We start from the raw sequence: 22,317 nt of genomic DNA on the forward strand, positions 1-22,317 counted from the left end.
CAGGCGAGATATATATCACGGGCACGCTGGATTCATCTCCTTTCGAGAGTTTTCGGCAGAGAGGCGTTGTCCTGTTTGATGGATGGTTACATAATATTGGCAGTAGGGCGGGCGCCAGTACCCGGCGTAATTTGCCAGAAAAACTGGTGCAGCATCGCAGCATATCGGAGTTCAATCTCATGAAATCTGTCAATACGGCCGAAGCGCGGGAAACGCGCATGCGGAACGCGCTTTGGGGACTTTTTATCGGTGATGCGCTGGCAATGCCCGCGCATTGGTTTTACAGCCTGAGTAATATCCAGCAATATTTCAATGGTGGTATCAAAAAATATGAGGCCGCGCCTCATCCTCATCCTGAAAGCTTCATGGTCGGGATGACATACTCTCCGGATGTTGACAGCGCAAATCGCCTGGGTCGTCCCTATGACATTCTTCACGAACACGTCCGTTTCTATGAAACCAGTTATAGTCAGTCGGCTATCCAGTCTTCGGAACAGGAGAGCGAACATGGCAACCCCGTTCCCCGGCTGGAAAACCGCTTCCACTACCATCACGGACTGGTGGCTGGGGAGAACACGCTTGCTGCCCACCTGGTTCGCGTGCTCATGCGTTCGGTAATACGGTTGGGCCGCTATGACCCGCAAGACTTCCTTGAAGGGTTTATAAAGCATCTCACTACACCCGGGAAAAACCGCGATCCCTATACCGAGATCTACATCCGGCGATGGTTCGAGAATTATTCCCGAGGCTTGCCGCCTCATGCCTGCGCGGAATTGCAGCGCAACATATGGTCTATCGGCTCCCATGGCGGCGTTTTACGTCCCATGGTTCTTGCAATGCTGGTCGAGAGCGCTTATCAAGGGCTTGGGTTCGCCATGGAACATCAGTGTCTCACCCACCGTTCCGAAAATGCAGCAAGCGCGCTGGGTGTCCTTGTTCCGCTTTTGAATTCGCTGGTAAACGGTGCTGATCCGGTCGAGGCCATTTCTGCGCATGCCAGGCCGATACGCACGCCTCGTATCACCGGCGAGGCGCTTTTCGCGGCTTATCGCAAGCATAATGGCCCCGGCAACATCCCGAAAGATGAGATGTGGCGGCTTCATGTGACACTTGACGATGCGCCTTATGAAGTCGTGCAATTCGCCCGGCAGTATACCGAGCGTGAAGTGATACGTCATGTTCTTGCAACTGCGTGCTATCCGGAGCACGGCCTTCCGCTGCTCCTGTATCTCATCATGAAACATGATCTTGGAGTGGAGGAATCTCTTTTGGCCAACGCCAACGCCGGTGGGGACAGCGTCCACAGGGGCATGATCATGGGGCTGATCGCCGGGGCGGCCAATGACGACCTGCCGGAGCATCTGATAAAAGGGTTGGTTGCTCGCGACGAATTGAAGGTCGAGATTGATGCATTCGTAGACGTCGCACTGCGGGGAAACGCTATCTGATCGGTATTCCATGTGTGCCGTAATTTCGCTCGCAGTGTGTCTCGGGGTCCTGGATGCTGGCGACTATTTCCAGAGAAAATAATTTCGTGGGTATAAAGACAAGTTTTACCGGAAATTCGGATGAGTAAACATGGTGGGAGAGGAAACCATAATGCGGCATTTGCGTGCGATTAAATGTTCTATTGAAGATCGCAATACACGGTTCGTGGCCTATTGGGTCACCGTCGTGGTGGGATCGTGCCTTATTGCGATAAATCAGGGAATTCCATTGCTCCTGGGAGAACCGATGACGGTCGGACGGTGGATTTCGGCCTGCATCACCCCGGTAGTTCCATTCCTGGTGAGTTGCCACGGACAAGGAATGAAGAAGACGGGCTAGCGGTTTTCTTCAAGAGATTAAAACCGCAATACTTGAGACCTGATGGTGATGACCTAACGTGGCTTAATCCCGGGTTCGGGGCTGAGTCGAGCGACATGCGGGAACACCCCATCAGTCCTGGGCGCTGCAAAGCTCGCTATGCCTGGCGTTCCGGCGGGAAGCGGTACCCTACGTTTGTTCTCAGCTATGGAGGATGGTTTGCTATCCCAAAGTCTATAATCTATAAAGATTGAGGCGTCATTTGTTGTTTATTAGTTGCTCACGCTGAGTGATCAGCTTGAAACTTACGCCAAAAGCGGCTTCCATCAACGTTATGCAGTGAGGAATCTTATGAGACTGCTTCTTTTTGGATCGTTGTTTCCCACCATGAGCCGTCTTGTTTTTTCCGGTATGCTGCTCTTCGGATTCGCGCCGCATGTTGCATTCGCCCAAGCTCCACTGCCGGTTGAGACGACGATGGAAAACATGCTTTCGGCTATCCAATCCGATTCATTGGCAGCTTTTATGTCCTCCGGGGATCCAGCGTTCAAAGCCGGTATAACAGAAGAAATATTCGATAACATCAGCGAATCTCTCGGCTCCCGCCTCAAGCAAGGTTATACCGCCAAGTTTCTGGCCCAGTTGAATCAGCAGGGTTTCACGGTCTACTTATGGAAGCTGGAGTTCAAGGATGCCGGTGACGATGTCCTTGTCAGTGCTGCTATAAAGGATGGGAACGTCAGTGGGTTCTGGTTGCGGTAATAATACAACTCACCGGTTTTCAGGTTTTCCATGATTAGAGACGCCTTGCGAAGTGGGCGTTGGAGACCGTCAGTGCGTGTTGGAAACTCATAAAGCCTTGGTCCAGTCTAATAAACGACACATGAATTGGAAGTATGCATTGGGAAAATAAGGGAGTTGATGGGCACATCGAGGGAATTCAGAGTCTGAGCGTTTATAAAATTAACAGCACAATTTTTAGGGGTAATTTTCGGCCAATCACGAGAATTTCATGAAAAAGGTCCAATCAGTCTACCTTGTCGTCATCCTGCTGAGTTCGATTCCGAGCAGTTTGGCGTGGGCGCGCGGCGGCGTCGGCGGAGGGCAAATGGGAGGTGGGCATTTTGGAGATGGAAACGTTGGTGGGGGCCACGTTGGGGGCGGCCACGGGGGAGCAGGTTTCAGGGGAGGGGGAGGTGTAGGCGGCCCGTGGATGGGGGCGCATCGCGGAGGAATACACTGGGGAGGTCATTACCGTGGCTATGGTTATCGCGGATATGGATACGGTTTTGGCGGGTACGGCCTGGGCCTGGGGTTAGGCTTGGGCTATGGTCTGGGTTATTACGGTTATGGCTGGGGTCCGCCGTATTATTACCCACCTTACTACGCATCGCTCCCTGCAACTGTCGTGCCCCCGGTGCCGTTAGTGTATATACAGCGTTCGGATACGGTACCGCCCGCGTCGGCGCCCGTATTACAATCCAATTACTGGTATTACTGCGAGAATCCGGCAGGTTATTATCCAGAGGTCAAAGCGTGCACCGAGGGCTGGTTGCAGGTCGCGCCTCGACCGCCTGATCAATGAACCTAAATCCGGTAGTTGACCGCTCATTTAATAGATCAGTATTATGATTAGTAACAATATTCCGTATTATTTGACGCTCACCTTCCGGGTGAGGGCGCTACGGTGTGAATTGCACAGTTTTTGGGGCACATGGCTGCGTTGCAACTTCTTGGAATGGAACGGCGCCCCGAAGCGTCGCCCGAGGGGCCCCGCGAAGCGGGGATCGGGCAGAGCAGGGGATGCCGCGATCGCGCCACACGCAAGGGGGCGCCCGCATCCCGCTTCGGGGTCGCACCTTCCTACGGAAGGCACTGCTCCGCCCTGCGCGGTCGCATTCCGCGTCGTTGCGCCTTGCCCTGCACCCCAAAAACCGTACACTTCACCCCGTCCAACTACCGGATTTAGGTTAAAAGGAACGCCGCCATGTATAGCATGCTCAGATGGTCCGCTTTACTGTTGTCATTCTCGCTGGGTGCGTGCGTGAGCATACCGTCGGGTCCCAGTGTAATGGTTCTGCCAGGTTCGGGTAAAACCTTCGATCAGTTTCGAAATGACGACTTCTACTGTAAACAATATGCCAGTGAGCAAGTTAGTGGGGTAACGCCGAATCAAGCCTCCATTTCCAGCGGGCTAGGAAGCGCTGCCATAGGTACGGGGCTTGGTGCGGCGGCTGGCGCGGCTTTGGGTGGCGGGACCGGTGCCGCGATTGGCGCGGGTAGTGGCCTGTTGGGCGGGGGGCTTGTGGGAAGCAACACCGCCAGCGAATCAGGATATATTAATCAGCAACGTTATGATATGGGTTATATACAATGTATGTACGCCAAGGGTAATCGCGTCCCGATAGCCGGCCAGATCATGGACAATGCGTCCGTGAGCGGCCCCGGTCAGAGTATAAGTGCACCACCCCGGGGAGGCGATTCACGCCGTTCTCCCCCTCCACCGCCGCCGGGTAATCCGCCACCTCCACCACCGCAATGAAGCGCTTGTGGACTCCGTTGCTAACCCGGATATTTCATAAATTGACGCGCGCCCTTGCTGGTCTTTTGTTTCGTATGAAAATTTCGTTCAGTCGGGCGTATGAATAACTACGCCACTCTTTCACAAAATCTCCCTACAAAACAAAATCCTGCGCAATCATCACGCGAATTTATGAAACATCCGGGCTAAGCGGCTACTCGTAGCGTAAAAATTCCTCTGCCAGCGAGTCAGCGCCGTAGCGCCTGATCAGCGCTTCAATCTCCGAAAGCAGGGCGTCGTCTTCATCGTCCTCCAGGACGCCATCGCCGACCAGCCTGGCTGGCAGGCCCGAGGCGATGGCGTCTCTTACCGTTTCCAGTGTCGGCGGATTCTCCCGATTCTCGTCGTTCATCACAGTTTCAATCACTCGGGAAAGCGGCTCGCTGGCGGTGCTGCGGGAAAAGTCGATAGCGAGCGCATCATCGCCGAACTCCTCGATCAGTACGTCGAGCTCGTCAAGCAGCGATGCGTCGATATCGACATGGTGCAACCGCTCCGCTTCGCTCAACGAAGCGGGCAACAGGTTCGTGATAAAAGCGCGTACCGAAGCGAGCGTTGCAGGTTGCTCGGCATCCGGATCGTTGACCTGGCTTTCGATAAGTGCCGACAGATTGGGACTGACGTAAGTGGCAATATCAATCGAATTTTGAATCATGGCGTTTTCCCCGGTGCGGAATGCTCGAATGGCAGTGCATGAAGGTACTTGATTCGCTTTAAAAAAGTGGAGTTTGGTTGGTATTTACCTTCCCCAACTGCTGTGTCAGACCTTGTGTAAAAGAAGATGTCATGTTCCTCAGTTTAGGTTGCATGACAAAAAAGTCAATATTCGGCTTCCATGCTTTTACGCTTGAAGTTGAAGCTGCGGATCTTCGCACCGCGAACTCATTCGGAAGTTTCGTAGTTAAACGGCAGTATCAAATAACGGTATATGTGTTTGTTCCGATCCCGGAAAGATAAGCGATCTTTTCGAAGATTGCGGCAATGTCGGCATTTGGGCTCGGCATGCGAATATTTTACGGTTCGACCTCTGTGAACATATTGGTAGACTGTCGCGGAGCAGTTTCCTTGCGTTTACACGATCCATTCGGTAACACCGAGGGGTCAGTATCGGCACAGTACGTTTGATTTACACTTGACAGGTCTTGTGGGTTCTCCTATAGCTACTAATAGGATATTCGTTCCGAGTGAGGTAAATACGGCGGACCATGAGCTTACCAAAGGAGTATCAGGTCTTGCCAACCCAATTTCCATCGCATTTCGAACACACGCGGATCGGCATTTCCGGTCCAGAAGCAGCTGCTGAGCGTGCCAAGGAATGATGTTTCCGGGGATAGCAATGTATCAAAATATTCTGGTTCCAGTTGACGGTAGTACAACCTCCAACCTTGCAATACAGGAAGCCGCCCGGTTTGCCCAACATCAAGAGCAAAGTACGCACTTGGAACTGGTGCATGTGGTCGCCGACATTCATCTTATGGACGCAAACAGCTATATCAATTACGACGAGATGAAAGAAATAGAAATAAGCATCGGCAAAAAAATACTGACACAAGCACAAATGTTGGCGCGGCAAGCAGGCATGACAGCGGAGGTAAAGCTGCTCGAGGCCGGTGGCGATCGCATCGCCAGTGTACTCGTAGCGGAAGCCGGACGCTGGCCAGCCGACTTGATCGTCATCGGGACCCATGGCCGCTCCGGCTTCAGCCGCGTACTGTTCGGCAGTGTCGCCGAAGGAGTAGTGCGCACCGCCCATATACCCGTGCTCCTGATTCGCGGCGCTTAGACCAAGATCCCGGTAAATGCAAAATCATACCAGTGCATTACGAAGCCATACTGTCTGGTTTTACTCTGACGGGCTGCACAATATGAATCATCGAGAGGATATAGCCATGAAATTCCAACTGCAAATCACGACACGCGATGTTCCCCATTCTGAAGCACTGGAAAACCATATCCGGCAAAAAGCGGAGAAGCTCGAGACGTTTTATTCGAATATCATTGGATGCCGTGTAGTAATCGAGGTCCCGCACAAACACAAACATCAAGGTCGCGTGTTCGATGTGCGTCTCGACATTACTGTGCCGGGCAAGGAGCTTGTGGTGACCCGAGAGGCAGATGAGGATGTGTATGTTGCGCTGCGTGACGCATTTGGCGCCGCCAAACGCCAGCTTGAAGATTACGGCCGCCGTCAGCGGGGAGACATCAAGGCGCATGCGCCTGTAATGCGCGGCAAAGTAGTGCGTCTGATTGCAGAGGAGGAGTATGGTTTCATCGAGACGCCCGACGGACAGGAGCTATATTTTCATCGCGAAAACCTTGCTAACGTCAATTTTGATCAATTGGCGGCGGGCAGCGAGGTACAGTTCCTGGAGGATATCGGCAGTGAGGGCTATCAGGCGAAACGGGTGAGCACGGGTAAGCGCCATGCCGGAGGAGAAGGAGAAGGAGAGAAAGAGGAAGAGTAAGAAATGACAAGCAAACTGTGAATCATGAATGAACAATACGGAATCCGGCTGCTTGCTGAATTGTTCGAAAAGGTGAAGGCGCTGATTTGAAAATGAGCTTGAAGATGAGCCGTTATCCGCGCGAACCGGGGCAAGACGCGTGAAAGTCAACCTGGCTGCCGGAGACGCGCTGATTTTCGTGGACGTGCAGAGCGATTTTCTCCCTGGCGGCAGCCTGGCCGTGCCTGCCGGCGATGAGATCATTCCGATACTCAATCGTTACATAGCGCTTTTTCATGCATATGGGTTGGCTATTTTCGCAACTCGCGATTGGCACCCGCCGGACCACTGCTCCTTTATCCGACAGGGCGGGCCGTGGCCGCCTCATTGCGTCGCAGCAAGCCCGGGCGCAGCATTTCCCGCCAGCCTTCAGTTCCCCTGCGATATACACATCATTTCCAAGGCGACCACCAAAGAAAAGGACGCGTATTCCGGCTTTACCGATACTCCGCTCAATGCTTTACTGAAATCGTCCGGCATCGGGCGCGTATTTATCGGAGGGCTCGCGACGGAGTATTGCGTGCTCAATACCGTGAAAGATGCCCTGCAGCTTGGCTACGCGACTTTCATTCTGACAGATGCGGTTCGTGCGATCAATTCAAACTCGAATGACGGTTTGCATGCGCTTGAAGAAATGGAGCACCTTGGCGCTGTCCCCATCCATTTTGAAGCGATTTCGGCGTGAACCCGCTTTCCAGTCCGCTATTGACTGACCATTATCAGCTTATGATGTTGCAGAGCTATCTTGAGCAGCACATGGAGGAAACCGCGGTATTTGAGCTTTTCGTACGCAAGCACGCCCCAGGGCGAAATTTCATGGTTGCGGCCGGGCTGGAACAGGTGCTTGATTTTCTCGAAAACATAAGATTTTCGCCGGAAGAGCTGGCCTGGCTGACTCCACGTTTCGCACCTTCTCTTATCGCCTATCTTGAGCAATTTCGTTTTAACGGCGATGTTCAAGCCATGCCGGAGGGAAGCCTTTTTTTTCCGGATGAACCTATCCTGCGGATTACCGCTACGCTGCCACAAGCTCAGCTGGTCGAATCGCGCATCATGAATCTGATGCATTTTGAAACGTTGATCGCCTCCAAGGCAGCCCGCTCCGTGCTGGTTGCACCAGACAAGTTGCTGGTTGATTTTGGCATGCGCCGTGCACATGGGGCAGAGGCGGCGCTGCTTGCCGCGCGGGCGAGCTATCTGGCAGGATTTTCCGGTACTGCTACCGTATTAGCCGGAGCGGTGTATGGAATCCCACTGTTTGGTACCCTGGCTCATTCCTACATTCAGGCACATGAGGACGAAGCGACTGCTTTCGAGCAATTTGCACGTTGCCATCCGGACAACGTGATTCTGTTGATCGATACCTATGACACCGAGGCCGCCGCAGCCAAGGTAGTAGCGCTGGGCCGCAAACTTCTAGCGTGTGGTATCCACGTCAAAGGTGTGCGGCTCGATAGCGGTGATCTTGCGACCCATGCCCGACAGGTGCGCGAAATACTGAACGAAGGCGGATTGGAAAAGACGACTATTTTTGCCAGCGGAAATCTGGATGAATACCGGTTGCGCGCGTTGTTGTCTTCCGACACATCGCCTGCTGCGCCAATAGATGGCTTTGGTATAGGGACTGCACTCGATGTTTCCAGCGATGCGCCTTCGTTGGATTGTGCGTACAAACTCCAGGAATACGCCGGTAAGGCGCGGCGCAAGCGCTCGGAAGGGAAGGCCACCTGGCCAGGACGAAAACAGGTTTATCGTAAATATAATAGCGCTAACGGTTTCATGGCGGGCGATATTGTCGCGCTGGCGGAAAATGATTCTCATGATGGAGAGCCGCTTATTGTGCCGGTAATGCAGGCCGGCAGACGTATCAACGAAAGTCCCCCGCTGGATGAGATACGCCTGCGGACATTGGAGAACTATGCCCGTCTTCCGAAGCCTTTGGCGACTCTAGAGGTAGTTCCGGTTTACCCGGTTGGAATTTCCGCCTCGTTGCAAGCGTTAGCGAAGCATCTGGATGAGGCGCAAAGCCCAGACGCTATAATCCGGTGAACGCAAGGCCCTTCGAATTGCCGGGATATCCTGTCGTCATGTGTTGGAGAGCAATCGAGTCAATTTTTTCCATGCCTCCAAATCGGTTGCAGAACTGTCACCCTCATTGAAAAACGCTACCGCATGGAGCCGCTCCTGCGGCGATAGCGCTTCCTGCTTTTCCTGCAATGATTCCAGAACGGCGAGATCAGCTTCAGATGCATCGTTCGAGTCATTCTGCCGCTGAATGACGCGTGCGCGCAAGGTGGCTGCGCCAGCCTGCAGCGACGCGATGGCAAACGGTGTCCCAAGCTCCTGTGCGAGTTGGCGAAAAAGCTCACGCTCATGCTGTTTGAGAAAAGCCGCGTCCACGATTACCAAAGCGCCGTCAATAAGCAGTTCCCGTGCCAGTTCATGGAGGCGGGCATAGGTGCGCCGTGTCGCGTCTGCACCGTATATGTCGCCTATCTGCGAGCGGCTGTCTGCCAGCGGCGACAACCCGAATAAACGCTTGCGCTCCACGTCGGAGCGGATGCGTATTGCCTGGAACCGTTCGAGTGCTGCCTGTGCAAAGGTGGTCTTGCCTGACCCCGGCAGGCCATGGGTAATGATGAGCCCAGGGCAGCGCTTGGCGATGCGTTCCGCAGCCAGAGCAAGAAAACTGCGACAGCTTGCCAATGCCTTCCCCTTGGCACGTTGAGGCAGGCTTGCCTGTCCGGCGCGGATGGCATTGACCATGGCACGCACTGCGGCACGGTAGTAGATATAGTAACGCAGCACCGATACACCGCTATAATCGCCAGTGGCTTCCAGATAGGCATTCAGGAAACGGTAAGCGAGATCAGGCCGCTGACAGTGCAGCAAGTCCATCACGGTAAAGGCGACTTCGCTCACCACATCGATCCAGCGCAATGCAGGGTCGAATTCGATGCCGTCGAAGGGAATGGGCTGCTGGCCGATAAGCGCAATATTGCCGAGGTGCATATCGCCATGACATTCGCGAATAAAGCCCCCTGCATGGCGCTGTCCGAACCAAACCAGGCATTTGGCATATTCAGCCTCGCCGGCGTCGCGCAGTGCGATCACGCCGGCCTCATCCTTGCTATCCTTCAACAAAACTTGTAATTGCTCGAAAATTTTCGATACCGCCGAATATATGGCAGCAGCGGAACCATACTCGGACCCCGCTTCTGCCGCAGGCAGGCTGGCATGAAAATGCGCGATAGTTACGGCGAGACTATCTATATGACGCGGCAGGATTTGGCCGCGCGACACCAGTTGATCCAGTTGTTTGGACGAAGCAAAACGTCGCATCCGCACAGCATATTCTAAAGTCGGCTGCGCATTGAACTCGGGCATTTTCGGCGTTCCCCCGATGGGAACGGCATCGAGATATATCCGCGGCGCCAGGCGGCGGTTAAGCCGAATCTCTTCTTCACAGTAATAGCGGCGTAAGGCCAGGCTGGTAAAATTGACAAAGCCCAGGTCGACTGATTTTTTTATCTTATAGGCATATCGCCCCGCCAGCAGTACCCACGAAATGTGAGTTTCGGTCAGCCGCACGTTCTTCACCGCATGAGGATAGCGGCGGGGGTCCAGCAAGGCATTGACCAGGCCGCGTTGAGCACTCTCGTCAGTGGATGGAGCCCTGGAAGGCTGCTGCGATTGTTTGAACGTATTGGTCATGATGCCATTTCGACTAAGAAGAAATCAGACGATCCAGACTATGTCATGAGCCTATGCAGGGCTCGATCCCTTGAGGTAAATCTGCTCGGCTGAGCGCTAGTCAAATTGTTCCGCGAAAATCGCGAGAAATCGATCAAGCTCATCCATTGGCAGACGGTTAATGCCTGCCGCCGCTTTACGCCCACCTCCAGTCTCAAACTTCATGCAAAGCATGTCTGCGCCCTCTGGCTTTGCTATCGGCGCACGCACACTGACGGCATAGTCTCCATGGCGAGTTGGTGTAATCACCGCATGCGCGCGAGAGGGGTGATCGGTGGCCAGTCTGTTTGCAAAGACGCCCACCACGCGCCTTGCCCAAGGTGCGTCGGGCAGCAAATAAGCAGCATGACAGGGTTCCTCGGACAACGGAAGCAATGAACCTGCCATGGCCATATCATCGCGAAATCCCGCTGCGAGCAGATTGAAGGCAGTTGACCTGGCAATAAAATCGAATGGATCAGGATACGGCTTCATTTCTTCATAAAGCTTGGCCGGATGAAAATGCAAGTCATCCACGCTATCGCCGTAGCCATTGTAATTCAGGTATTTTCCCAGGCCTGCCAGCTGTTCTATTTGTGATTCGGCGAGTCCCATCGACCCCACAAGTGAGCGGGTGCTTTGCCCGAGATTATCGCCAAAGGCAGCAACAACAGCCCAAAGGCGGAACCGCCCTTCCAGGGATCGATCAACCAGAATGCTGGTACATACATCGGCGGATACATCGATATGAGAAACCAGATTGATGTGCCGTGGTATTTCGCCGGCATAGTGATGATCGAAGTACTCGACATGTACCGCCGCTTCCAATAACTGCATGAGCCGCGAACGGTTGCTATCCAGTGAAATGTCGAATACGGTTACCCAGTCACCGGCACCGGCCTGCACCCTGTCAAGCAGCTTGATATCGCGCTTGACCCCGGTTACCAATTCCGCTTTAACAGGATACGCCAGCCGAAGTTGATGCAGCGCGCATAACCCGTCGGCGTCGCCGTTGAATACATCGTAGTTCATATTATTTCTTGGAAATGTAAGCGCTTTTTGATTTATCGATAGTACTCTTAGCTAGACTTCTTGACAGTGCCGAATTTTGATTAACCGCTCGGATGATCATTCACCATGAAAAATATCATATTAACCACAATATTGTTATTCGTGAGTTCAATGGCGCAGGCTGAAGTGCAGGGTAAGGAGGTGACTTACCGCGCCAATGGCACATTATTGAAGGGCTATATTGCTTACGACGACGCGATTCAGGGCAAGCGTCCCGGTGTGTTGGTGGTGCATGAATGGTGTGGGTTGGGCGACTATGCGCGCAAGCGGGCGCAAATGCTGGCGCAATTAGGCTATACCGCGCTGGCGCTGGATATGTATGGCGAGGGCAGGCAGGCTCATCATCCGGATGATGCCGGCAAGTTCGCAGGTGAATTGGCGAAGAATCTGCCGCTGGCGAAAATACGTTTTGAAGCGGCCATGGAATACCTGCGGCAACAAAAAAACGTGGATGCGAAAAATATCGCTGCGCTTGGCTACTGTTTCGGGGGGAGCGTGGTGTTGCAGATGGCTCGCCTGGGCGAGGATTTAAAAGGTGTGGCCAGCTTCCATGGCAATCTGGCGACAGAACATCCCGCGCAACCGGGTGAAGTCAGGGCACGGATCATTTCGTTTACCGGTACCGACGATCCCATGATTCCGGCGGAGCAAGTGGCGGCCTTCAAGCAGGAAATGGAAAAAGCCGGGGCAGATTATAAGGTCGTGACTTTCGCTGGCGCCAAGCACAGCTTCACCAATCCTGCTGCTGACGAGTACGGGCGCAAGTTCAACCTTCCGCTCGCTTACGATGCAGCGGCGGACAAGGCATCGTGGAACGAAACAACAAATTTTCTTGCCGGCATATTCAAGCAGGAGTGATATTCGGCGTGCGCAGCACGCGGCTTTATCGAGAAATTCCTGTGTAGGTTTAGGCGTTCGCGCGCGATACAGCGTGTGGTACCGGATTCCTTAGTTCGGATTTAGTAAGCGCCCTTGCCGTTACCACGCGTATTCGCCGCGCCATCCGGTTTTTTCGCGGGTTGGGCGATGCGCACGGCATCGCCAGTGGCGATACCGTCGGGCGGACTTTCAATGATGTGATCGTCGGGAGCAAGGCCCGAACCCAACTCGATGATCTTGCCGAGATCGCGCAAGATCGTGACTGTCTTCAGCACAACCTTATTGTCGGCGCCCACCGTGGCAACACGCAGTCCGGCCTTGTCGAACATCAAGGCGCTGGCTGGCACGCTCAGTACGACAACGTCGTGAGGCAGCTCGAAACTTACGTTCGCGAAGGCGCCCGGCAGCAGTTCGCCTTCCGCGTTATCGACCAGGATCTGCATCAGTGTCGAGCCTGATGCCATATCGACCGCCTGGGCCGAAGATGCCACAGCCGCAACGTAGCTCTGGCCTGGGCGTTCGGGCACCGTGATTTTTGCCTGGGTATTGGGGCGGATACTGGGTACGTAGGTCTGCGGCACGTTGACATACACACGCAACCTTTTCGTATTCGATATCTGGAAGAGTTCCTGGCCCATGCCGCCGGTACTGCCGGCACCGCTTCCTGTGCCAGTGCCGGGGCTGATGCCGACACCACTACCGCTGCCCCCATTGATCAGCGCGCCGATGTCGGTGCCGCGAGCGGTGACAATGCCATCGAACGGCGCGACGATGCGCGCGAAATTCTTCAACGTCTTCAAGCGGTCGACATTCGCCCGAGCGGATTGCGCCAACGCCTGCTTGGTCATGAAATCGGCAATTTTTTCGTCGGCAGCCTGCTTCGATACATACTTGGAATCCACCAGCAATTTCCAGCGTTTTGCCGTAATTTCAGCGAGTGCCGCAGTCGCCTCTGCGCTGGCGAGATCGGCTTTCCCCTGTAGCAACTGCTGGTCGAGATCCGGGGTCTCGATCTCGGCGAGCAGTTGACCGACCTTGACCGGTTTGCCGATGTCGACTTTCCAACTCTTCAGGTAACCACTGACGCGGGCATACAGCGACGCGCTTGAAAAGGGCTCCAGGCGACCGGGTAGATCAAGGGTGGCGACATTGCCGCGCTTGCCGGGCTTGAGTATGGCAACGGTCGGGATCGCCTGGTCGTCGGTCCAGTCGCGAAGCTGCTTGTCGTCGGATTTCCGCATGACGAGGCCGGTGATGACGATGATCGTAACGATGACCGCCGCGACGATGGCGGCGCCGCGAAGCTTGCGCGGAGAAACTTCCTTGATAGGCATTTCAGGTGGCACGAAGTTCTCCAACGGCGGGGTTTGGGGCAGAACCCTTGCCGTGCTTTTCATGTACGATACTGAAAACGACGGGGACGAAGATCAGCGTTGCGATAGTTGCAAAGATCAGGCCGCCGATGACCGCGCGGCCCAGCGGCGCATTCTGCTCGCCGCCTTCGCCCAAGCCCAGCGCCATCGGTACCATGCCGATGATCATCGCCAACGCTGTCATCAATACGGGCCGGGAACGCACGAATCCAGCATCAAGTGCAGCTGCGGTCGCATCACCGATCGCGTCGAGACGCTCGCGCGCGAAGCTGATCATGAGCACGCTGTTCGAGGTTGCGACGCCCATGCACATGATTGCGCCAGTCAACGCCGGCACCGAGATCGGAGTGAATGTCACGAATAGCATCCAGACGATGCCGGCAAGCGCAGCCGGCAACGCGGTGATGATGACGAACGGGTCTGTCCAGGATTGGAAGTTTACGACAATCAACAGGTATATGAGCACGATTGCACCGAGCAAGCCAAACTGCAGGCCCGAGAACGCGCTTTCCATCGTACGTACCTGACCAAGTAATCTGACGGTCGATGCTTTCGGTACCTGACTCGCGGTATCGTCAAGAATGCGGCGAAGTTCGACCGCAACCGCGCCGAGATCGCGCCCCTGCGTAGTTGCGAAGATCTGCACCATAGGCTGGATGTCATATTGACTGACCAGCGCGTTGCCGCTGGTGCGTGTGAAACTGGCAAGCGCGCCGAGCACCTGTGGGTTGCCGGCACTGCCGCCGACCGGCAGGTTGGCAAGCGCGGCGAGTGTATCGAGCCGGTACTGGGGCGTCTGTATCACGATCGGATACTGTACGCCATTCTGCGGATTCAGCCAGAAAGTCGGTGCCACCTGGCTGCTGCCGGCCAGGTTGGCGACCAGGGCGCTTGTGACATTCTGCATGGTGACACCGACCTGCTGCGCGCGCGTGCGGTCGACATCGACATCGAAAATCGGCCGGCTTCGCGACTGTTGAATACGCACGTCGGCGATGCCGCTGATCATACGTATCCTGGATAGCACCAAGTTGGCGTAATCGAAATTCGCATCCAGATCATTACCACGGATTTGTAGTTCGATCGGTGCCGGCGAACCGAAATTCAGGATTTGGCTGACGATGTCAGCCGGCGGAAACGAGAATGTCACACCGGGAAATTGGCGCGGAAGTTCCTCACGCAACCTGCGCACGTAGTCGGCAGTGGGCTGGTGGCCTTCTTTCAGCGCGATCTGGATGTCGCCATCCTGCGTTCCCATGACGCCGGTATTGTTGTAGGTCAGGTTGATGCTGCTGGGCGGAAGGCCGATGTTGTCAACCATGGCGCCGATCTCGTGCGACGGAATGATTTTTCGGATTGCTTTCTGTATTTCCGCGAACTGATTCGCGCTCTCCTCCACACGCGTGCCCACTTGGGTGCGCGCGTGCATGAGGATCTGGCCGCTATCGACCGCGGGAAAGAAATTGCGACCGAGGAATGGCAGGAGCAAAAATGAGGCAAGCACGAACGCAAGAAAACCGATAACGAACACGCGCCGATGTGTGAGCGCAAGCCTCAGATATTCCCGATAGTCCGCGCGCAGGCGTTCGAAACCCGCTTCGAAGCGGCGTTGGAAACGTACCAGGAAATTCTGCGACGGTTTCTCCCCCTCGTTGCGCGGCGCATGTGGATGCAGCAGGTATTTCGACATCGTCGGCACTAGCGTACGCGACAGGATGAACGACCACGCTATCGCAAAAATGACCGCCAGCGCCATGGGTACGAACAGGAAGCGTGCGACGCCTTCAAGGAGGAACATCGGCACAAAAACGATAGAGATGCACAGCAGCGCAACGAATGCCGGGGTTGCGATTTGTGTCGCGCCATCCATGATCGCCGTCTCGACATCCTTGCCCTGCTCGAGATGCAGGTTGATGCTCTCGATAGTTACTGTGGCATCATCGACGAGAATGCCGACTGCAAGCGCGAGGCCGCCAAGCGTCATGATATTGAGGGTTTCGCCGAGCGCCGCGAGACAGATGATCGAGCCGAGAACCGACAGCGGAATGGACACTGCAACAATCAGGGTCGAGCGCCAGCTGCCGAGAAATAGCAGTATCATGATACTTGTCAGCACCGCTGCAATGGTTCCCTCTAACGCAACACCCTTGATTGCGGCCCGCACAAACAACGATTGGTCGTTAAGCGGCTTGATCTCAAGCTCTTCCGGCAGCGACGGTTTGATCTCGGCGAGCTTCGCCTTGATGCCGGCGACGATGGAGAGCGTCGAAGTCACGCCATTCTTCAGTACCGACATTACTACCGAACGTGCGCCATCGACATGAACGATATTGGTCTGAGGTGCATTGCCATCGCGCACATTGGCCACATCGCGGATATAAATCGTTGCGTCGTCGACAGTCTTGACCGGCAAATCGCCCAGGTCATTGACCAGGGTTGCCGCATTGTTCAACTGCAACGTATATTCGAATGAGTCTATTTTTTGCGTACCGATCGGGGTGATCAGGTTCTGCGTGGCAAGTGCATTGCCCAGGTCTTGCGCAGACAACCCGCGTGCCTGCAGCGCCGAGGGATCCATGTCAATCTGTATTTGCCGCGTCTTGCCGCCGTACGGATAGGGAATCGCGGCACCCGGCACGGTGACCAGGCGCGTGCGAACCGTGTTGAGGGCGAGATCGGACAGCGACTGCTCCGACATGCCTTTTCCGGATAATGCGAGCTGCAGGATCGGCACTGTCGAGGCGTTATAATTGAGGATCAGCGGCGGCGTCGTACCCAGCGGCATCTGCCTTACGACGGTTTGAGCGATTGCCGTGACCTGGGCGTTGGCCGTCGCTATATCCACACCTGGCTGAAAGAATATCTTGACGACGCCGGAACCCACATATGAGTTCGCTTCAATGTGCTCGATGTCGTTGACGGTGGTTGTCAACGAGCGCTGGAACAGAGTGGTGATGCGCCCGGCCATTTCATCCGGCGGCAGGCCGGTATATTGCCACACCACCGCAACTACCGGAATGCGGATGTCCGGGAAGATGTCGGTTGGCGTGCGAAGAGCTGCCAGCGGACCGATAATCAGGAGAAGGATCGCTAGTACAATGAAAGTATACGGGCGCCGCAAGGCAACGCGAACGATCTCAATCATGCGGCATAGCGAAATGAAATTTGGTGTGGTACGTCAAAATAAGCGCTTTTGCCAAGGAATCTCTGAATGAGCCCTCAAGTTTGCCAGCAAGGGCGCGACGGCGGCAATGGCATAACAATACGGATGCGAGCGTGCGAGTGGCGGATTCCCTTGACCAAGGTTGATATGCCCCGTTGGGCCGTCGCTACCGCTCGATTGGGAAATGACAAGGTACCCATAATAAATAGATAGTTTCAGCTGAAGAGTATAACCAATTTTTCTGTTTTAGACATGCGAGGTCGGTGGAGTTGCTACCCCGGATCCGCAGCCAGGCCTGGCGACGTGGTTATCATTAATCGTGATAGCTATCGAAAAAACATGTTATCGATAGTAGGTAGTAAACAGTAGAAAAGCTCTATTCGCCTGGTCATGTTTAAGGACACGATAAAAGATAGACCCGAAAGGATGTGGGTTCAATGAACATCAACCGGGTAAGTTCGACCTGAAAAAGAAAAGGGTTCGTAACACTGCGGGGAGGTGCGACGAACCCAAAATGTAAAGGAAGGTAATACGTTAAAACCGACTACGAGACTACTTGTGACAACAGATAAAACACAGTTACAGATACTCTTGTTACACCGTGGCAGTTTTCAGCTTCAAGAAGAATATCTGTCGACAGGATAATTGATTTTTACCACTATGGGAATGTGGCAAATTGTCGCAGATGTTTTGTATCTCAAGCTTTTACCAGCGCCAACGTGACTCAATATTTTCACGTGCCAGGTTCATAATAAGCGGTGTTTGACGCCAAATTTGTATAGGCAAAAAGCCGTTAGGCCTTAGCCTGAAGTGCAATTGTTATAACTGGACTTCTTTTTTCCAGCCGTCATTTATTTGCGCAATCCGATGCTGAGAGATACGAGATCTTTCCGGAAGGAGAGTGGGAATTCTTTAGTAAGGCCGTGGATGCTCAAATCACTTTTGAAGTCGACGAGACAGGCCGCGCTGCAAGCCTCACGCTGCATGATGGCGGCCAGCGCATATCTGCCCCGCGGATCAGCGGATAGCGGGCGAACTTGGGTATGAGAGCACCGTAGGGAATCCGCTCTCATCGATGTTCACGGAACCACCGTGGCAGGCAGTCATTTTGGAACCGCTCTATGCCGGGCATTAGTTGTCTCTTGCCCACACCTGAATTTTGCTAGAATTTCATGCACATGCTGTTTGGTCAACACGTTGCGTTCGCGCACCAACATTTAAAAAAAGGGGTGATGTCATGAAGATGCATCCTGTTTTCATCATGGTTGCGGTTGCGGTTGCGGTTGCGGCGCTGGTCGCTGGCGGATGCGCAACACCCGTTGGCACCTCGGGCAGTGTCAATCCCGATCCGGCGCACAATGCACGCAATTCGCTCGATTGGAACGGCGTTTATCGCGGCGTGCTGCCTTGCGCCGACTGCGCGGGAATCGAGACTGTCCTTATTCTGACCAATGGCGGTACTTACAGCAGGTGGTCAAAATACCTCGGCAAGGACGATGAGGTGTTCTCTGAGCAGGGCAGCTTCGCATGGAATGAGGTGGGCAACACCGTCACGCTCGCAGGTCGGCAGCCCGTGCATTATTTCGTGGGCGAGAATCGGTTAACCAAGCTTGCTCTCGATGGTTCCCGCATCGTTGGGGTTCTTGCGGAGCACTATGTCTTGACCAAACTCGCCGACGGCGTAACCGAGAAATACTGGAAGCTGGTCGAACTGAACGGCCGGCCCATGCCTGAGCTGCAGCGTGAACCGCACCTTATCCTCAAGGTCGCAGGCAGCCGTGTGAACGGCTTCGGCGGCTGCAACACCTTTACCGCTGTGTACAAACTCAACGAAGCTACCTCCCGCATCAGCTTCGACCAGATTGCCTCTACCATGATGGCGTGCCCGTCAGGCATGGACATAGAATCAGCTTTCCACGAAGTTCTGCGCACTGTGGACAATTATTCACTCAATGATGACCATCTCACACTGAATCGCGCACGCATGGCCCCGCTGGCGCGTTTCGAGGCAGTATATCTGCACTGATGGTGCGCATTGCGCGTGCGGGCAAGGGTAAAGCGTCAGTGTATTAACCCGGTAAAAATCTGTTCAGGTATCATTTCATGGGGGAAGTACCCATGAGCATGACAGAAGAGGTCAAACGCTGGACGGCGGGGCCAATTCCTGCATGCGCTGGCAAAACAGATCAATGACAGAACGCCCGTCTCCATGCATCGCGCCGATGACATGGCAACCCGCTACGGTTTATCGAAGCGATCGGGCGTGTGCCACCCCTTGATCGCAGGCGGTTGCCGACTCTACCGGAGGCGACTTTGATTGGCAGCACCGGGCTGATCGGCCTGTTGCAGGCGCTGATACAGCGGATCGTTGTCGGTACCGATTATTTGCAGACCAGTGCACAGGTCGGGAGCCGTCACCATGAGCGGCTTCAGCAATGTTCAATCGGTAGCTTGGGCATTCTCGACTGCTGCCGCAGCCTCCTTAGCAAAACCGAAACATTCGAGCAGGCCATCGAGCGGGCCGAAGAAAAACTTGGACTGAACGGCCAGCCCCGCGCCATTGTATTCCATGAGAAAAACGGGCGCAGGCATTGCCATGCGGTCTGGTCACGAATCAAGATGGATGAAATGAAAGCAGTACAGCTTTCTTTTCCAAACGCAAATTGACAGACTTATCCCGTGAATTGTTTCTGGAACACGGCTGGACGATGCCAGAAGGACTTAGGCAATCTCATGCACGCGATCCGCTTAACTTTACGTTGGCGGAATGGCAACAGGCCAAGCCAAGTCAGGGGGAACCACCCGGTCTGCACAAATGCCGTAAAACGGCGTGCGGAAGATTGGGGGATAACTTGGTGGAAGCAGGTTCTGTGTTAAATTAATTTATCTCCAGCGGGGAAGGCTTTCCCCATACACATATGAGGAATTACACCCTTCACAAATCTATTGCCAAATATATTTGGCATATGGTATGGTAAAAGATGAGGAAACAGTGCAGCCTACAGGACGAAAAACAGTCATTGTCTATCAGGATGCGAGAGGCAAAGAGCCTTTCACGGAGTGGCTCCATGGCCTGCGGGACCAGAAAGGACGCCGCTCCATCCTAACGCGTGTGGGCAGGCTGGAACAAGGTCTGTTTGGCGATTGCCGGTCTGTCGGCGAAGGTGTTTCAGAGCTTCGGATATTTTTTGGACCGGGCTATCGGATCTATTTTGGCGAAGAGGCTGATTGCATCGTCGTTTTGTTGTGTGGCGGCGACAAATCCAGCCAGGAGCGGGACATACAAGCGGCGAAAGCGTATTGGAAGGAGTACGAGGATCATGGTTAAACGGACATACCGACAATTCAGGGATGTGGAGGAAGAGTATTTCCGCAACCACCCCGAGGAGATCGATCCATACCTTGACGAAATTTTCGATGCCTATGCGGAGGATCACGATTCGGCCTCCCTGCTGGCATCCCTGCGCGTCATCGCCAAGGTGAAAGGCATCAGCAACATTGCAGAGGAGACCGGATTGACGCGCCAAGGTATTCAGCATGCTTTATCCAGCAAGGGAAATCCGCGCTTCGATAATGTCAATTCGATCATGAACGCGCTTGGCTACCGCCTAGTGCCGGAAAAGCTCGACAACGGCCAGCATATCTAGGCTCCAGAGACCTCTGTTGTATTTCCTCTAAGCCCGACGCGCGTCCTGCACATGGATAACCGGCACAGCGAGCCGGATAGTCCAGCACATGCTCGCGCTGCTTTCTATGTGACGACCTTGCGTGCGCGCTGCCGCCCATTCCTCCAACTCTCTTTTCCTGCGCGCGGCATCTTCCAGCATAAGCTTGTGCAACACAGGCACCAGTGCCGGGGATCTGATGTGTTCTGCTGCTTTGGGAATTTCTGCTATTTGCGCACGGGTCGAATCCTTAGACGTAAGAAGTATTTCGCCCCACTCGTTCACCACAGCCGTTCTGGTCGAAAAATCCGGGCAATCGCTGCGCCCGATGCGTTCATTCGATGCGGCACTTAGAACCGCTCTGGATTTTATCTCAAACCCGCATAAACTCTGGAGTTCCGGGCGATTGTGCGACCGCCGCGCAGTGCTTAAACTCGCATTTCCGGGTGGATTTCAATATCACCGGAATACAGGACTTAGAACCGCTGATACCCCATTACCTTTCAAAGTATTAGGGGGGCTTACAAATAAGCGATTTCAATTGGCGGAGAGAGAGGGATTCGAACCCTCGGTACGGTTTGAGCCGTACGCACGCTTTCCAGGCGTGTACCTTAAACCACTCGGCCATCTCTCCGAATACAAAATCACCTGCCGGAACCGGCAAGGGGCGCAAAGAATAAACCAGAACGGCGTTTCCGGCAACTTTTCCGGTATTATAAAGGATTAATGCCGCTTGCCCTCGAAAAACCATGATGCGAACTGCGTTATTGTCAATTTATAGCTGTTTACATGTTCCGCTTCCCAAATTGAGAGCTCATCATTTTTCCTCGAATAGCGGAGCACCACGCTATGACAGGACATTTCCCGAATGTCGAAGAAACTAAAATCAGAAAAACAGGACTTCCTATGCAAATTAAATCCCGCATTCGCACTATCGCGCATTATCCTCATGAAGGCATCATGTTTCGGGATATCACTACGCTGTTGAAAGACGCGGTAGGTTTGCGCGCCACCATTCAGGAAATAGCTGCACGTCATAAAAATGTGAAGATCGACAAGGTTGCCGGGATCGAGTCGCGAGGTTTCATCATCGGAGCGCCGGTTGCTTATGAGCTTGGCATAGGCTTTGTGCCGGTACGAAAAAAAGGCAAGCTGCCTGCCGAAACACGTGGCCGGGATTATCAACTGGAATACGGGAGCGATCGCATCGAGATTCATGTGGATGCGATTCAGAAAGGCGATCGGGTGCTACTCGTGGATGATCTCATTGCGACCGGTGGAACGGCAGAGGCCGCCGCTAAGCTGATAGAGGAAATGGGCGGCGAAGTGGTGGAGTGCTGCTTTGTTATCGACCTGCCGGATATCGGCGGCAGGTCACGTCTGGAAAACCAGGGGCTGAAGGTATTTGCCCTATGTGAGTTTGAGGGTGACTGAGTACCTCCACTGGATATCTTGATAGTCCCGGTCATAGCGGGGGCGCTATGCGGCTATGCCGGATAGGCGCTCCCCCTTAACGGGCATTTTCAACATTGGTGAACGAGGG

Annotated in this window: 21 protein-coding genes and 1 tRNA gene; 15 read left to right on the forward strand and 7 right to left on the reverse strand. The window is 54.2% G+C overall.

Annotation, left to right across the window (positions count from 1 at the left end; genetic code table 11):
- Positions 1 to 179 precede the first annotated feature (179 nt).
- The 5 genes from BLP78_RS09930 (at position 180) to BLP78_RS09950 (ending at position 4,348) form a co-directional block, all read left to right on the forward strand.
- Positions 180 to 1,448: an ADP-ribosylglycohydrolase family protein gene (locus BLP78_RS09930; protein WP_256330203.1), complete on the forward strand. Its 1,269-nt coding sequence runs from the start codon at positions 180 to 182 to the stop codon at positions 1,446 to 1,448.
- Positions 1,449 to 1,599: 151 nt separating this feature from the next.
- Positions 1,600 to 1,827, forward strand: coding sequence for a nitrate/nitrite transporter NrtS (gene nrtS, locus BLP78_RS09935; protein ID WP_090458927.1), 228 nt, complete (start codon positions 1,600 to 1,602; stop codon positions 1,825 to 1,827).
- 330 nt (positions 1,828 to 2,157) lie between these two features.
- Positions 2,158 to 2,568, forward strand: coding sequence for a hypothetical protein (locus tag BLP78_RS09940; protein WP_090458849.1), 411 nt, complete (start codon positions 2,158 to 2,160; stop codon positions 2,566 to 2,568).
- Positions 2,569 to 2,818: 250 nt separating this feature from the next.
- Positions 2,819 to 3,391, forward strand: a complete 573-nt coding sequence (locus tag BLP78_RS09945) for a hypothetical protein (protein WP_090458851.1) — start codon at positions 2,819 to 2,821, stop codon at positions 3,389 to 3,391.
- Positions 3,392 to 3,793: 402 nt separating this feature from the next.
- Positions 3,794 to 4,348, forward strand: coding sequence for a YMGG-like glycine zipper-containing protein (locus tag BLP78_RS09950; protein ID WP_090458853.1), 555 nt, complete (start codon positions 3,794 to 3,796; stop codon positions 4,346 to 4,348).
- Between the two features lie 193 nt (positions 4,349 to 4,541).
- Here BLP78_RS09950 and BLP78_RS09955 read toward each other — a convergent pair whose 3' ends face one another.
- Entirely contained in the window at positions 4,542 to 5,042 is a 501-nt protein-coding gene (locus BLP78_RS09955; RefSeq protein WP_090458855.1) for a hypothetical protein, read from the reverse strand.
- A gap of 681 nt (positions 5,043 to 5,723) precedes the next feature.
- On the opposite strand from BLP78_RS09955, the gene BLP78_RS09960 reads away from it, so the two are divergent.
- The 4 genes from BLP78_RS09960 to BLP78_RS09975 all read left to right on the forward strand — a co-directional run bounded on the left by BLP78_RS09960 (position 5,724) and on the right by BLP78_RS09975 (position 8,940).
- Positions 5,724 to 6,170 (forward strand): universal stress protein, encoded by a 447-nt coding sequence (locus BLP78_RS09960; protein WP_090458857.1) that lies wholly within the window; start codon positions 5,724 to 5,726, stop codon positions 6,168 to 6,170.
- 106 nt (positions 6,171 to 6,276) lie between these two features.
- The gene (locus BLP78_RS09965; protein ID WP_090458859.1) at positions 6,277 to 6,852 is read left to right on the forward strand and encodes an HPF/RaiA family ribosome-associated protein; all 576 of its coding nucleotides are present in this window, start codon (positions 6,277 to 6,279) and stop codon (positions 6,850 to 6,852) included.
- Between the two features lie 139 nt (positions 6,853 to 6,991).
- Positions 6,992 to 7,576: an isochorismatase family protein gene (locus BLP78_RS09970; RefSeq protein WP_090458861.1), complete on the forward strand. Its 585-nt coding sequence runs from the start codon at positions 6,992 to 6,994 to the stop codon at positions 7,574 to 7,576.
- Positions 7,573 to 8,940, forward strand: coding sequence for a nicotinate phosphoribosyltransferase (locus BLP78_RS09975; RefSeq protein ID WP_090458862.1), 1,368 nt, complete (start codon positions 7,573 to 7,575; stop codon positions 8,938 to 8,940). The genes BLP78_RS09970 and BLP78_RS09975 overlap by 4 nt, the downstream gene beginning before the upstream one ends.
- Positions 8,941 to 8,976: 36 nt before the next feature.
- Here BLP78_RS09975 and BLP78_RS09980 read toward each other — a convergent pair whose 3' ends face one another.
- Positions 8,977 to 10,605 (reverse strand): bifunctional aminoglycoside phosphotransferase/ATP-binding protein, encoded by a 1,629-nt coding sequence (locus BLP78_RS09980; protein WP_090458864.1) that lies wholly within the window; start codon positions 10,603 to 10,605, stop codon positions 8,977 to 8,979.
- A gap of 96 nt (positions 10,606 to 10,701) precedes the next feature.
- The gene (locus BLP78_RS09985; protein ID WP_090458865.1) at positions 10,702 to 11,655 is read right to left on the reverse strand and encodes an acetyltransferase; all 954 of its coding nucleotides are present in this window, start codon (positions 11,653 to 11,655) and stop codon (positions 10,702 to 10,704) included.
- Between the two features lie 105 nt (positions 11,656 to 11,760).
- Here BLP78_RS09985 and BLP78_RS09990 point away from each other — a divergent pair, with 105 nt between their 5' ends.
- Positions 11,761 to 12,552, forward strand: coding sequence for a dienelactone hydrolase family protein (locus tag BLP78_RS09990; RefSeq protein ID WP_090458867.1), 792 nt, complete (start codon positions 11,761 to 11,763; stop codon positions 12,550 to 12,552).
- A 101-nt stretch (positions 12,553 to 12,653) separates the two neighbouring features.
- On the opposite strand, the gene BLP78_RS09995 is transcribed toward BLP78_RS09990, so the two are convergent.
- A complete protein-coding gene (locus tag BLP78_RS09995; RefSeq protein ID WP_256330204.1) occupies positions 12,654 to 13,919 on the reverse strand; it encodes an efflux RND transporter periplasmic adaptor subunit in 1,266 nt (421 codons plus the stop codon).
- Entirely contained in the window at positions 13,909 to 17,091 is a 3,183-nt protein-coding gene (locus tag BLP78_RS10000) for an efflux RND transporter permease subunit (RefSeq protein WP_090458870.1), read from the reverse strand. The genes BLP78_RS09995 and BLP78_RS10000 overlap by 11 nt, the downstream gene beginning before the upstream one ends.
- Before the next feature lie 1,255 nt (positions 17,092 to 18,346).
- Here BLP78_RS10000 and BLP78_RS10005 point away from each other — a divergent pair.
- From BLP78_RS10005 to BLP78_RS10020, 4 genes are all read left to right on the forward strand, one after another.
- Positions 18,347 to 19,135, forward strand: coding sequence for an META domain-containing protein (locus tag BLP78_RS10005; RefSeq protein ID WP_090458871.1), 789 nt, complete (start codon positions 18,347 to 18,349; stop codon positions 19,133 to 19,135).
- Between the two features lie 239 nt (positions 19,136 to 19,374).
- Positions 19,375 to 19,776 (forward strand): relaxase/mobilization nuclease domain-containing protein, encoded by a 402-nt coding sequence (locus BLP78_RS15595; protein WP_176752839.1) that lies wholly within the window; start codon positions 19,375 to 19,377, stop codon positions 19,774 to 19,776.
- Between the two features lie 304 nt (positions 19,777 to 20,080).
- Positions 20,081 to 20,437, forward strand: coding sequence for a type II toxin-antitoxin system RelE/ParE family toxin (locus tag BLP78_RS10015; protein ID WP_090458873.1), 357 nt, complete (start codon positions 20,081 to 20,083; stop codon positions 20,435 to 20,437).
- On the forward strand, positions 20,430 to 20,756 hold the full coding sequence (locus BLP78_RS10020) for an addiction module antidote protein (protein ID WP_090458875.1): 327 nt from the start codon (positions 20,430 to 20,432) through the stop codon (positions 20,754 to 20,756). The genes BLP78_RS10015 and BLP78_RS10020 overlap by 8 nt, the downstream gene beginning before the upstream one ends.
- 27 nt (positions 20,757 to 20,783) lie before the next feature.
- On the opposite strand, the gene BLP78_RS15795 is transcribed toward BLP78_RS10020, so the two are convergent.
- Both BLP78_RS15795 and BLP78_RS10030 read right to left on the reverse strand, forming a co-directional pair.
- Positions 20,784 to 21,059, reverse strand: coding sequence for a hypothetical protein (locus BLP78_RS15795; RefSeq protein WP_218118955.1), 276 nt, complete (start codon positions 21,057 to 21,059; stop codon positions 20,784 to 20,786).
- Positions 21,060 to 21,316: 257 nt separating this feature from the next.
- Positions 21,317 to 21,408, reverse strand: a tRNA-Ser gene (locus BLP78_RS10030).
- A gap of 272 nt (positions 21,409 to 21,680) precedes the next feature.
- Here BLP78_RS10030 and BLP78_RS10035 point away from each other — a divergent pair.
- Complete coding sequence (locus BLP78_RS10035) at positions 21,681 to 22,208, forward strand: adenine phosphoribosyltransferase (RefSeq protein ID WP_090458929.1); 528 nt, start codon at positions 21,681 to 21,683, stop codon at positions 22,206 to 22,208.
- Positions 22,209 to 22,317 lie beyond the last annotated feature (109 nt).

The organism is Nitrosospira sp. Nsp1 (genome assembly GCF_900100985.1).
Lineage (GTDB): Bacteria > Pseudomonadota > Gammaproteobacteria > Burkholderiales > Nitrosomonadaceae > Nitrosospira.